This is a genomic window from Pseudomonas sp. FA117 (assembly GCF_057370475.1).
In genome coordinates, this window is record NZ_CM170675.1 from 3,955,348 (window position 1) to 3,968,371 (window position 13,024).

10 protein-coding genes are annotated in these 13,024 nt (G+C 63.0%); 2 read left to right on the forward strand and 8 right to left on the reverse strand.

Features of this window, described 5'->3' with window-relative positions:
- Positions 1–37: 37 nt before the first annotated feature.
- From AC1TXO_RS18315 to AC1TXO_RS18345, 7 genes are all read right to left on the reverse strand, one after another.
- Positions 38–271, reverse strand: coding sequence for a hypothetical protein (locus AC1TXO_RS18315; RefSeq protein ID WP_186666313.1), 234 nt, complete (start codon positions 269–271; stop codon positions 38–40).
- A gap of 51 nt (positions 272–322) precedes the next feature.
- Entirely contained in the window at positions 323–844 is a 522-nt protein-coding gene (locus tag AC1TXO_RS18320; protein ID WP_486403052.1) for a DUF6586 family protein, read from the reverse strand.
- Positions 845–933: 89 nt separating this feature from the next.
- A complete protein-coding gene (topA, locus tag AC1TXO_RS18325) occupies positions 934–3,543 on the reverse strand; it encodes a type I DNA topoisomerase (RefSeq protein WP_486403053.1) in 2,610 nt (869 codons plus the stop codon).
- A gap of 100 nt (positions 3,544–3,643) precedes the next feature.
- Positions 3,644–3,895: a DUF1653 domain-containing protein gene (locus AC1TXO_RS18330; RefSeq protein ID WP_486403054.1), complete on the reverse strand. Its 252-nt coding sequence runs from the start codon at positions 3,893–3,895 to the stop codon at positions 3,644–3,646.
- A 78-nt stretch (positions 3,896–3,973) separates the two neighbouring features.
- On the reverse strand, positions 3,974–5,149 hold the full coding sequence (gene fadA, locus AC1TXO_RS18335) for an acetyl-CoA C-acyltransferase FadA (RefSeq protein ID WP_486403055.1): 1,176 nt from the start codon (positions 5,147–5,149) through the stop codon (positions 3,974–3,976).
- A 31-nt stretch (positions 5,150–5,180) separates the two neighbouring features.
- A complete protein-coding gene (gene fadB, locus AC1TXO_RS18340) occupies positions 5,181–7,328 on the reverse strand; it encodes a fatty acid oxidation complex subunit alpha FadB (protein ID WP_486403056.1) in 2,148 nt (715 codons plus the stop codon).
- A gap of 504 nt (positions 7,329–7,832) precedes the next feature.
- On the reverse strand, positions 7,833–8,270 hold the full coding sequence (locus AC1TXO_RS18345; protein WP_486403057.1) for a hypothetical protein: 438 nt from the start codon (positions 8,268–8,270) through the stop codon (positions 7,833–7,835).
- Positions 8,271–8,379: 109 nt separating this feature from the next.
- Here AC1TXO_RS18345 and AC1TXO_RS18350 point away from each other — a divergent pair, with 109 nt between their 5' ends.
- On the forward strand, positions 8,380–8,820 hold the full coding sequence (locus tag AC1TXO_RS18350; protein WP_486403058.1) for a universal stress protein: 441 nt from the start codon (positions 8,380–8,382) through the stop codon (positions 8,818–8,820).
- A gap of 100 nt (positions 8,821–8,920) precedes the next feature.
- Here AC1TXO_RS18350 and AC1TXO_RS18355 read toward each other — a convergent pair whose 3' ends face one another.
- Positions 8,921–10,849: an ATP-binding cassette domain-containing protein gene (locus AC1TXO_RS18355; RefSeq protein WP_486403059.1), complete on the reverse strand. Its 1,929-nt coding sequence runs from the start codon at positions 10,847–10,849 to the stop codon at positions 8,921–8,923.
- A gap of 235 nt (positions 10,850–11,084) precedes the next feature.
- On the opposite strand from AC1TXO_RS18355, the gene AC1TXO_RS18360 reads away from it, so the two are divergent.
- Positions 11,085–13,013 (forward strand): transglycosylase SLT domain-containing protein, encoded by a 1,929-nt coding sequence (locus AC1TXO_RS18360; protein ID WP_486403060.1) that lies wholly within the window; start codon positions 11,085–11,087, stop codon positions 13,011–13,013.
- Positions 13,014–13,024: the final 11 nt, after the last annotated feature.

Below are 13,024 nucleotides of genomic sequence, written 5' to 3' on the forward strand. Positions count from 1 at the left end.
CTGTAACAAGACCCCGCACCATGTGACACGCGGCGGCTCAGTGCAGAACCCGCGGCCCTTCGTCGCGTTCGAAATCGCCTTCAATCAACTTGCCAGCCATCTGCACGCCAACGCTGAGCATGGCCTTGGCCACTTCCACATGCTGCCCTTGCAGGAACGCCTTGGCATCCTCGGAGAAATCCAGGGTAACCAGCGAACCTTCGTCCTCGGCGCGGCGCAACTCGATCCGGCCATCAGGCAATTCGACAATTTCTAGAAAGGACGTTGACATAGTGGGCCTGCTGTTCACGAAAGGCGGGTAGTGTACCAGCCACGCGGGCTGTCAGCACTCACTCAACGCTTCTCGGAAACGTCTTACAAGCTTCTTGAGATCCTGTCGCCAGGCTTCCAACTCTGCCCGAGACAGTACCTGTTCCTCGGTTTCGTCGAGATTGACGGCCTGGATCAACGGCTGGGTGACATCGGTCTTGGCGGCTTTCCTGGCGACCGGTGGTTGGAACAAATCGGCATAAGCCTTGATCAATTGCGCGAGCCAGGTCGACGGCTGGCGTGCCAGCTCGAGCATTTCGGCCATTTCCGGAATCGCCACAGCCTTCAGCGTTTCATCGTTGAGCAGCACTTCTGCACGCGCCGCATTGGCCTGCGGCAGACGATAGAAGCCGGCGATCTCATGGCACAGCCCGAGCAACGCACCATACAGGTGGAACAACGCAGACTCGCGCTCAGCCTGGATCAGGCCCTGGGCGTTCATGGCCTGGCTCTGTTCGGCCTTGGCCATGGACTCCAGGGCCAGGCCTGCGAAAAACAGTTTCTGGTTGGTGCGGGTGTAGAGTTCCTGGGCCATTTCGGATGACCTCCCATGGGCAGCAAGGCGGATAGACGCATCATAAATGATTGGGGCCGCAACGCGGCCCCAATCGCAGCACCGAACTATCAGCGCTTGTCTTCGACCTTCCACGCCTTGCCGTCGTAGAACGCCTTCCAGCCAGTCGGCTTGCCATCGACCTCGGACTGCACGTACTGCTCCTTGGTCTTGCGGCTGTAGCGGATCACGGCCGGGCGACCGTCCGGGTCTTTCTGCGGTGCGTCGCAGAGGAAGTGATACTTCGGATCGATCTCGTGCTTGTGTGGAATGATCTCCAGCACCAGCGGCGCGCGGGTCTCGCGGTTTTTCGGGAACTGGCTGGCCGCCAGGAACAGCCCGGAGGCACCGTCACGCAGCACGTAGGTGTCATCGACCTTCTCGCACTTGAGCTCCGGCATGTCCACCTTGTCCATCTTCGGTGGCGCCGCCTCACCGCTCTTGAGCAGCTTGCGGGTGTTCTTGCACGCAGGGTTGGTACAGCCGAAGAACTTGCCGAAACGGCCGGTCTTGAGCTGCATCTCGCTGCCGCACTTGTCGCACTCCAGGCTCGGCCCTTCGTAACCCTTGATGCGGTAGCTGCCCTCTTCGATCTCGTAGCCAGGGCAATCCGGGTTGTTGCCGCAGATGTGCAGCTTGTGCTTCTCGTCGAGCAGGTAGGCGTCCATCGCCGTCGAGCAGATCGGGCAGCGATGCTTGCCACGCAGCACCAGCGACTCGGACTCGCCCTCGTCGTCGGCGGCGATCTCGTCGCCCGGCACGAGGTTGACGGTCGCCTTGCAGCGCTCCTTGGGCGGCAGGCTGTAGCCCGAGCAGCCAAGGAACACACCGGTGGAGGCGGTGCGGATCATCATCGGCCGACCGCATTCCTTGCAGGCAATGTTGGTCAGGGTCGGCTGGTTGGCACGCATGCCGTTCTCGCTGGACTCGGCAGTCTGCAGCTTCTTGCTGAAATCACCGTAGAACTCGTCGAGGACGTTTTTCCAGTCGCGCTCGCCCTGGGCCACATCGTCGAGGTTCTCTTCCATGCCGGCAGTGAAGCCGTAGTCCATCAGGTTGGAGAAGCTCTCGGACAGGCGCTCGGTAACGATGTCGCCCATCTTCTCGGAGTAGAAGCGGCGGTTGTGCAGCGTCACGTAGCCGCGGTCCTGGATGGTGGAAATGATCGCCGCGTAGGTGGACGGGCGGCCGATACCACGCTTTTCCATTTCCTTGACCAGGCTCGCCTCGGTGAAGCGCGCAGGCGGCTTGGTGAAGTGCTGGCTCGGGTCGAGCTGGATCAGCTTGAGCGTCTCGCCCTGCCCCATCTCCGGCAACACGTCGTCTTCGCCCGGCTTGGCCTGTTGCGGCAGGACGCGGGTGTAACCGTCGAACTTGAGGATGCGACCCTTGGCGCGCAGCTCGAAATCACCGGCAGCCACGGTGACGCTGGTGGACAGGTACTGCGCCGGCGGCATCTGGCAGGCCAGGAACTGGCGCCAGATCAGTTCGTACAGGCGCTCGGCATCGCGCTCCATGCCACTGAGCTTGCTCGGGTGGGTGTTGACGTCGGAAGGCCGGATCGCTTCGTGCGCCTCCTGTGCGCCTTCCTTGCTGCCGTACACGACCGGTGCGGCGGGCAGGTATTGCTTGCCGAACTCGTTCTCGATGTAGCTGCGCGCCATGTCCACGGCATCGGTCGACAGGTTGGTCGAGTCGGTACGCATGTAGGTGATGTAACCGGCTTCGTACAGACGCTGGGCCATCATCATGGTCTTCTTCACCCCGAAGCCCAGACGGTTGCTCGCCGCCTGCTGCAGGGTGGAGGTGATGAAGGGCGCCGACGGCTTGCTGCTGGTCGGCCGGTCTTCACGCTTGACGACGCTGTAGCTGGAAGCCTTGAGCTTTTCCAGTGCAGCCATGGCCTGGGCTTCGTTGAGCGGCTTGAAGGCCTCGCCGTTCTCGCGCGCCACCTCGAACCGCACCTTGGCGTTCTTGGCGGTGCCCAGGTCGGCGTGGACTTCCCAGTATTCTTCGGGGTTGAAGGCACGGATCTCGCGCTCACGCTCGACCACCAGCTTCACCGCGACGGACTGCACACGGCCGGCAGACAGGCCGCGGGCGATCTTCGACCACAGCAGCGGCGAGACCATGTAGCCCACCACGCGGTCGAGGAAGCGTCGTGCCTGCTGGGCGTTGACCCTGGCGATATCGAGGTCGCCAGGCTGGGAGAACGCTTCCTGGATGGCCTTCTTGGTGATTTCGTTGAACACCACGCGCTTGTAGCGGCTGTCGTCACCGCCTATGGCTTCGCGCAGGTGCCAGGCAATGGCTTCCCCCTCGCGATCCAAGTCGGTTGCGAGATAGATGGTGTCTGCATCCTTGGCCAGGCGGCGCAGCTCGTCGATCACCTTCTCCTTGCCGGGAAGGATCTCGTACTTGGCTTTCCAGCCGGCTTCCGGGTCGACGCCCATGCGCGCCACCAACTGGCGACGGGCCTTTTCCTTCGGCGTCAGCGCCGGCGCCTCACTGGCGGTCTTGCCGCGCTTGGCCGCCGGTTCCTTGGCCGTACTGGCCGAACCGCTGGTGGGGAGGTCTCGGATATGGCCGATACTCGACTTCACCACGTACTGGCTGCCCAAGTACTTGTTGATGGTCTTGGCCTTGGCCGGGGATTCCACAATGACCAGCGATTTGCCCATGGATCGGAATATTCCTGAATCTGAAGATGAAAAACGCGTCAGGTGCCGGACGCGGCACCGCTATATATAGTGGCAACAGAGTGAGGTCAAGCGCGGAGGTTCAACCGTCTGCCTCGTGAGGGGGCTTGAACATCCCCTTCTCGGCCTTGACCAAAGCAAAGCGCGGCACCTGCTCGCCGTCAACCTCGACCGTATCCTTGAACAGGTCGAGTGGACGTGCACCCAGGCCATAATCACCGTATAGCAACTGGTAGACCACCAGCAACTCATCGGTCTCAGTATGATGTGCAACACCCAGCACACGGTATTCCGGCCCCTTGTAATGCCGGTATATGCCTGGCTGTATCTGCATGCCGCCCTTCTCCTGAAATAAATCCTGTGAAAAACAAAAACCGGGGCACGAGGCCCCGGCTGCTGTCCTGCAACGCGATCAGACGCGTTCGAAGACAGTGGTGATGCCCTGACCCAGGCCGACACACATGGTGGCCACGCCCAAGGTACCGCCGTTCTGCTTCATGACATTGAGCAGGGTGCCGGAAATCCGTGCACCGGAGCAACCGAACGGGTGACCCAGCGCGATGGCGCCGCCGTGCAGGTTAACCTTCTCATCCATCTTGTCGAGCACTTTCAGATCCTTGAGCACCGGCAGGGCCTGTGCGGCGAAGGCTTCGTTGAGCTCGAAGAAGTCGATGTCGGCGATGCTCAGACCTGCGCGCTTGAGCGCCTTCTGCGTTGCCGGAACCGGGCCGTAGCCCATGATCGCAGGATCGACACCGGCCACCGCCATCGAGCGGATCACCGCCAGTGGCTGGATGCCCAGGTCCATGGCGCGTTGGCCGGACATGACGATCATGCACGAAGCACCATCGGTGATCTGCGACGAAGTACCGGCAGTCACGGTACCGCCCTTGGGGTTGAAGGCCGGCTTGAGCGCGGCAAGCCCTTCGAGGGTGGTTTCCGGGCGGATGGTCTCGTCGAAGTCGAAGACCTTGAGGAAACCGTTCTCGTCGTAGCCCTGCATCGGGATGATCTCATCCTTGAACTTGCCTTCGACCGTGGCCTTGTGGGCCAACTGGTGCGAACGCAGGCCGAACAGGTCCTGTTGCTCGCGGGTGATGCCGTGCATCTTGCCGAGCATCTCCGCAGTGAGGCCCATCATCCCGGAAGCCTTGGCGGCATGCAAGGACAGGTGCGGGTTGGGGTCGACGCCATGCATCATGCTGACATGGCCCATGTGCTCGACGCCACCGACCACGAACACGTCGCCGTTGCCGGTCATGATCGCCTGGGCAGCGGTGTGCAGCGCGCTCATCGACGAGCCGCACAGGCGGCTGACGGTCTGCGCTGCGGAGGTGTGCGGGATAGGCGTCATCAACGAGGCCATGCGCGCGATGTTCCAGCCCTGCTCCAGGGTCTGGTTGACGCAGCCCCAGATCACGTCCTCGACTTCCTTCGGATCGACCTTGTCGTTGCGCTCGAGCAACTTGCTGATCAGGTGCGCCGACATGTCCTCGGCGCGGGTGTTGCGGTGCATGCCACCCTTGGAACGGCCCATTGGCGTGCGACCGAAGTCGACAATCACCACGTCTCTTGGATTCAGGCTCATATCAATATTCTCGCTCTAGCTCGTTGGCCGTTCAGTTGAAGAAGCGCTGGCCGTTCTTGGCCATTTCACGCAGCTTCGCGGTCGGGTGGTACAGCGGACCCAGATCGGCGTACTTGTCGGCCAGGGCAACGAACTCGGCTACACCGATCGAGTCGATGTAGCGCAGCGCGCCGCCGCGGAAGGGAGGGAAACCGATGCCGTAGACCAGGCCCATGTCCGCTTCGGCGGCGGTCTCGACGATGCCGTCTTCCAGGCAGCGCACGGTCTCCAGGCACAACGGCACCATCATCCAGTTGATGATGTCTTCGTCGCTGACTTCACGCTGTTCGAAGATCACCGGCTTGAGCACGTCCAGCACCGAGGCGTCGGCGACTTTCTTCGGCTTGCCGCGCTTGTCGGTTTCGTAGGCGTAGAAGCCCTTGCCGTTCTTCTGGCCCAGGCGATTGGCCTCGTAGAGGGCATCGACCGCAGAGCGGCGATCGTCCTTCATGCGGTCCGGGAAACCTTCGGCCATCACGTCGCGACCGTGGTGGCCGGTGTCGATGCCGACAACGTCCATCAGGTAGGCGGGGCCCATCGGCCAGCCGAACTTCTCCATGACCTTGTCGATGCGCACGAAGTCGACACCGGCGCTGACCAGCTTGGCGAAGCCGCCGAAGTACGGGAACAGCACGCGGTTGACCAGGAAGCCCGGGCAGTCGTTGACCACGATCGGGTTCTTGCCCATCTTCTTGGCGTAGGCCACGGTGGTGGCCACTGCCACCTCGCTGGACTTCTCGCCACGGATGACTTCGACCAGCGGCATCATGTGCACCGGGTTGAAGAAGTGCATGCCGACGAAGTTTTCCGGCCGCTTGAGCGCCTTGGCCAGCAGGTTGATCGAGATGGTCGAGGTGTTCGAGGCGAGGATCGCGTCGTCCTTGACCTGCCCTTCCACCTCGGCCAGCACGGCCTGCTTGACCTTCGGATTCTCGACCACGGCTTCGACGACGATGTCGACATGGGCGAAGTCGCCATAGGACAGGGTCGGGCGAATGGCGTTGAGCGCCTCGGCCATCTTCGCCGGGGTCAGGCGGCCCTTCTCGACGCGCTTGCCGAGCAGCTTGGAAGCCTCGTTCAGGCCCAGCTGGATGGCTTCCTCGCGGATATCCTTCATCAGGATCGGCGTGCCCTTGACCGCCGACTGGTAGGCGATGCCGCCACCCATGATGCCGGCGCCGAGCACGGCAGCCTGCTTCACGTCGTGGGCGATCTCGTCGTGGGCCTTGGCCTTGCGCTTGAGTTCCTGGTCGTTCAGGAACAGACCGATCAGGCTCTCGGCTACCGAGGTCTTGGCCAGCTTGGCAAAGCCTGCAGCTTCGACTTCGAGCGCTTTGTCACGGCCGAAGTTGGCGGCTTTCTGGATGGTCTTGATGGCTTCGACCGGTGCCGGGTAGTTCGGGCCGGCCTGGCCTGCGACGAAGCCCTTGGCGGTCTCGAAGGCCATCATCTGCTCGATGGCATTGAGCTTGAGCTTCTCGAGCTTGGGCTGGCGCTTGGCCTTGTAGTCCAGCTCGCCGGCGATGGCGCGCTTGATCAGGTCCAGGGCACCGGCCTGCAGCAGTTCAGGCGCAACCACCGCATCGACGGCACCGACCTTCAGGGCGTCTTCGGCGCGGTTTTCCTTGCCCGAGGCGATCCATTCGATGGCGTTGTCCGAACCGATCAGGCGCGGCAGGCGTACAGTGCCGCCGAAGCCTGGGTAGATGCCCAGCTTCACTTCCGGCAGGCCGATCTTGGCGCTGCTGGACATGACGCGGTAGTCGGCGGCCAGGCACATCTCCAGGCCGCCGCCCAGGGCGATGCCGTTGATCGCGGCGACGGTCGGCACGCCGAGGTCTTCGAAGTCGCTGAAGATGCGGTTGGCTTCCAGGTTGCCGGCGACCAGCTCGGCCTCGGGCAGCTTGAAGTTGTCGACGAATTCGGTGATGTCGGCACCGACGATGAACACGTCCTTGCCGCTGCTGACGATCACGCCCTTGATGGACGCGTCGGCCTTGATGGTGTCAACGGCCTGACGCAGTTCGTTCAGGGTGAGGCGGTTGAATTTGTTGACGGACTCACCCTTGAGGTCGAACTTCAGTTCGACGATGCCGCTTTCAAGAGCCTTAACCGTGATGGCTTTACCTTCGTAAATCATCAACTGATCTCCACGATATGGAAGCTGAACTGTACGCGCCGATCGCTGGCAGGAGGGCCGGCTTTACGCCCCTCCCCCAGGCACACCCGTCAGCGCGCTAGTCGGGATTCTGTACGAGCGATGTGAACATACAAACGCTCAATTCATACGCCCGTTTGATTTGGGTATGCACACATTCCCCGAAAAGGTCGACATTGTCAAATGCTCGAAAGCACCCGGAAAACGCGACTTTCCAGTCATTTTGTAACGTCTGTGGATAAAGCATGATGACAGTGATTGCCGATCATTCATGTCGGCGATTGACCATCGGGGGCGGGATCGCAGAGAGGGGAAAAGCCTGGTTTTTCCTGCGCAGGTTCGCTTCGCGGGTCTACACTGCCTTCGAATCGAATGTTTTCCCGGCCTGCCTGGCCAGTTCCACCACTGTGGGAGCGGGGTTGCCCCGCTCCCGTTTTTTTGCTGGCGAGCGGGCGCCTCAAGCAACGGGCAGCGCGCAGGGCAAGCTCAGGCGAGGGTTTCGAGGGTGTGGGCAATATCCTGCAATACAGATTTCTCGCCCCGCTCACTCCAGCACAGGGCGATCATGCGGGTATCGGCTTCGACCTTGTAGACACTGGCCGGCAAGCGTGCGAAACACGCCATCAGACGCGGCTCCTCGCAGGGCTCACGCCATTTGTTCAGCCACACGCCCGGGCTCACCTGCCAGTAGCACCAGCTATCCTCACGCCCCTTGCGTCGCCCACGGTGATACTGCGGGCACGGGCTGGGCGGCTCGTTTTCCAGCCAGTGCGGCCACTGCTGGGGGGACAACTGCATGGCCAGGCCCATGCGCCGCCCTTCCAGGCGCAGGCCCATCTGCTCGCTCTGCTTGCGCGAAGGACGCAACCAGGCCAGCGGGCTGAGAATCAGCGCAAGGATTGACACCACCAGCCATACCGTCATATCTGTAGTTCCCATAAAGCGTTGCAAATGAGCGGGTTGCTGTTTTTTACCCAGGCCCCGCCAGAAAGCGACCATACTTTCACTATTGCGATTGTCAGGAGTGCCGCTCATGTCCTACCAACATCTTCTGGTTGCCGTCGACCTGACCGAAGAATGCGACCCGGTGATCAAGCGCGCCATGAAACTGGCCGAACCCACCGGTGCCAAGGTTTCCCTGGTGCATATCGTCGAGCCGATGGCCATGGCATTTGGTGGCGATGTGCCGATGGACCTGTCGCAGCTGCAACAGCAGCAGTTCGACCAGGCCAAGGAGCGCATGGATCGCCTATTCAACAAATACCCCGACATCCAGCGCGGCGATTCGCACCTGACCTACGGCCAGCCGCGCCAGGAAATCCACCAGTTGGCCAAGGACCAGGACTGTGACCTGATCGTGGTCGGCAGCCACGGGCGCCATGGCCTGGCGCTGCTGCTGGGCTCCACGGCCAATGACGTGCTGCATGGAGCGCCGTGCGATGTGCTGGCGGTGCGCCTGCAGAAGAAAGAATGATGTAGCCAGGGCCGGCCCGTTCGCGGGCAAACCCGCTCCCACAGGGTTTTGCAATACCTGTGGGAGCGGGTTTACCCGCGAAGAGGCCGGTACAGGTCAATCAGCCTTCCAGCTCGGCCCAGCGCTCGACCAGGGCATCCAGCTCACCCTGCAACTTCTCGATCTTGGCCAGCACCGCCGAAGTCTCGGTAATCGGCCGCTGATAGAAGCCGGCAGCGTTCACTTCTTCCTGTGCCTGGGCCATGCGCTGCTCCACTTCGTCGATCTGCCCCGGCAGCATCTCCAGCTCACGCTGAAGCTTGTAGCTGAGCTTCTTTTTCGACGTGTCGGCTGCAGCAGCAACCGGCGCGGGTGCCGCCGCCTCCACTACCTTCTCGACCACCGCACTGTTGAGTTCGGACTTGCCGCTCTTGCTCTCGGCCACGCCCAGCAGCTTCGGCGAGCCACCCTGGCGGATCCAGTCCTCGTAGCCACCGACGTACTCGCGCACCTTGCCCTGCCCTTCGAAGACCAGGGTGCTGGTGACCACGTTGTCGAGGAAGGCCCGGTCGTGGCTGACCATCAGTACCGTGCCCTTGTAGTTGCACAGCACCTCTTCGAGCAGTTCCAGGGTTTCCACGTCGAGGTCGTTGGTCGGTTCGTCCAGCACCAGCAGGTTGGCCGGTTTGCTGAACAGCTTGGCCAGCAGCAGCCGCGCACGCTCGCCACCGGACAGCGCCTTGACCGGCGTGCGGGCACGCTGCGGGCTGAACAGGAAGTCGCCGAGGTAGCTCAGCACGTGACGGTTCTGGCCATCGATCTCGATGAAGTCGCGACCTTCGGCAAGGTTGTCGATGACGGTCTTTTCCAGCTCGAGCTGGTGACGCATCTGGTCGAAGTAGGCCACCTCCAGCTTGGTGCCGCGCTCGACCTTGCCGGCGGTGGGTTCCAGGTCACCGAGCATCATCTTCAGCAGGGTGGTCTTGCCGGTACCGTTGGCGCCCAGCAGACCGATGCGGTCTTCGCGCTGCAGGACCATGGAGAAGTCCTTGACCAGCAACGGGCCGCCCGGGTGGGCGAAGCTGACGTTCTCCAGCACCATCACCTGCTTGCCGGATTTTTCCGCCGACTCGATCTGGATGTTGGCCTTGCCCTGGCGCTCACGGCGCTCGCCACGTTCCACACGCAAGGCCTTGAGTGCCCGCACGCGACCTTCGTTGCGGGTTCGGCGGGCCTTGATGCCCTGACGAATCCACACCTCCTCCTGGGCCAGGCGCTTGTCGAACAGCGCGTTGGCGGTTTCCTCGGCGGCCAGCGCGGCCTCCTTGTGCACCAGGAAGCTGGCGTAGTCGCCATTCCAGTCGATCAGCCCACCGCGGTCCAGTTCCAGGATACGGGTGGCCAGGTTCTGCAGGAAGGAACGGTCGTGGGTGATGAACAGCACCGCGCCATTGAAGCCGTTCAGGGCCTCTTCGAGCCAGGCGATGGCACCGATGTCCAGATGGTTGGTCGGCTCGTCGAGCAGCAGCAGGTCAGGCTCGGACACCAGGGCCTGGGCCAGCAGCACGCGGCGGCGCCAGCCACCGGAGAGCTCGGCCAGGGTCTTGTCGGCCGGCAGTTGCAGGCGGCTCAGGGTGCTTTCCACCACCTGCTGCAGGCGCCAGCCGTCGCGCACCTCCAGCTCGTGCTGGACGTGCATGAGTTGTTCCAGGTCGTCATCGCCCTGGATGTTCTGGCTCAGGTGGTGGAACTGGGCCAGCAGTTCGCCGACGCCGTCCAGGCCTGCGGCAACCACGTCGAACACGGTGCGTTCGTCGGCCACCGGCAACTCCTGCGGCAGTTCGCCAATCTTCAGGCCCGGGGCGCGCCAGACATCGCCGTCGTCGCCTTTCTGCTCGCCCTTGACCAGGCGCAGCATGCTCGACTTGCCGGTGCCGTTGCGGCCGATGATGCACACCCGCTCGCCACGGGCGATCTGCCAGGACACTTTGTCCAGCAGCGGCATGGCGCCGAACGCGAGGGACACATCGCTGAATTTGAGCAGGGTCATGATCATCTCCAAAAACCGGGCGCGCATTCTACCTGACTTTCGCCGCGACTTGGCCCTTGCGTGAGATTCCCCGCGCAACGGCAGCGCGCGCCCGGCGACGCGCGGTCGGCGTTAACGATTCGATACAAGCACAGTGCTTTCATCCATCGTCGGCAAACGGCTAAGCTAAGGAAACAAGATTTCAACAGTGCTGGCTTCGCCGTCACTTTTCATGGTTCAACTGCCCGGACGTATCATGCGCAGCCGCCTGTTCCAATTCGTTTCCTGCCTGGTGCTCACCGCCACGACCGCGAGTGCCGCACAGGCCATCGACATCACCCAGCAGCGCCAGTACTACGACGAGGCCAAGCGTGCCCTCGCCAAGGGCGACAAGGGTCCGTACCTGCGCTATGCCCAGGCGCTCGGCGACTACCCGCTGACCCCTTACCTGGCCTACGACGAACTCACCGCCCGCCTCAAGAGCGCCAGCAACGAGGAGGTCGAAGGGTTTCTCGCCAAGCATGGCGACCTGCCCCAGGCCAACTGGATGAAGCTGCGCTGGTTGCGCTGGCAGGCCGAACGCGGCGACTGGAAGACCTTCGCCCGATACTACGACCCGAAGCTCAACTTCACCGAGCTGGACTGCCTCAACGGCCAGTACCAGCTGACCAACGGCCTGCGTGCCGAGGGCTTCGCCACCGCCGAAAAACTGTGGAACGTCGGCAAGTCGCAACCGGCGGCCTGCGACACCCTGTTCGGCCTGTGGGCCGCCGAAGGGCAACTCACCGAGGCCCGCCGCTGGCAGCGTGCCAAATTGGCGGCCGAGGCGCGCAACTACAGCCTGGCCAACAATCTGGTGCAAACGCTCAGCACGCTCGGCGCGCAGGGCAAGTTGCTGGTCGATGTGGCGCAAAAGCCCGAGCTGCTCAAGCAGCCGTCGCGCTTCATGCCCGTCAGCGAGGCCATGTCCGACGTGGTCAGCCTCGGCCTGCGCCGCCTCGCCCGTCAGGACCCCGAGCAGGCCATGGCGCTGCTCGACGACTACGCCCAGCGCATGCATTTCTCCCGTGACGAGAAGGTCGCCATCGCCCGCGAGATCGGCCTCACGCTCGCGCGACGCTACGACCCACGCGCGCTCGACCTGATGACCCGCTACGACCCGGAACTGCGCGACAACACCGTCAGCGAATGGCGCATGCGCCTGCTGCTGCGCCTCGGGCGCTGGGAAGAAGCCTACGAGCTGAGCCGCCGCCTGCCCCAGGACCTGGCCGGCAGCAGCCGCTGGCGCTACTGGCAGGCGCGCAGCCTGGAACTGGCCCAGCCGAACAACCCGCAGATCCCCCTGCTGTACAAGAACGTCTCGCGCGAGCGCGACTTCTATGGCTTCCTCGCCGCCGACCGGGCGCAGACGCCGTACCAGCTCAACAACAAACCCCTGGTGCTGAGCCAGCAGGTGATCAACAAGGTGCGCAACACCCCCGGTGTGCGGCGCGCCCTGGAGTTCCATGCCCGCGGCCAGATCGTCGAGGGTCGACGCGAGTGGTACCACGTCAGCCGTCACTTCAACCGTGACGAGATGGTCGCCCAGGCGCGCCTGGCCTACGACCTGCGCTGGTACTTCCCGGCCATTCGCACCATCAGCCAGGCGCAGTACTGGGACGACCTGGACATCCGCTTCCCGATGGCCCACCGCGATACCCTGGTGCGCGAGGCGAAGGTCCGTGGCCTGCACTCGAGCTGGGTGTTCGCCATCACCCGCCAGGAAAGCGCCTTCATGGACGACGCGCGCTCGCCGGTCGGTGCCAGCGGCCTGATGCAGCTGATGCCGGGCACTGCCAAGGAAACCGCACGCAAATTCAGCATTCCGCTGGCTTCGCCGGCCCAGGTGCTGGACCCGGACAAGAACATCCAGCTCGGCGCGGCCTACCTGAGCCAGGTGCATGGCCAGTTCAACGGCAACCGGGTCCTGGCCTCGGCGGCCTATAACGCCGGCCCCGGCCGTGTGCGCCAGTGGCTCAAGGGTGCCAAGCACCTGAGCTTCGATGTATGGGTCGAGTCGATTCCGTTCGACGAAACACGCCAGTACGTGCAGAACGTGCTGTCGTACTCGGTGATCTACGGCCAGAAACTCAACGCACCGCAACCGCTGGTTGACTGGCACGAGCGCTACTTCGACGACATGTGACGCTGCGCAGC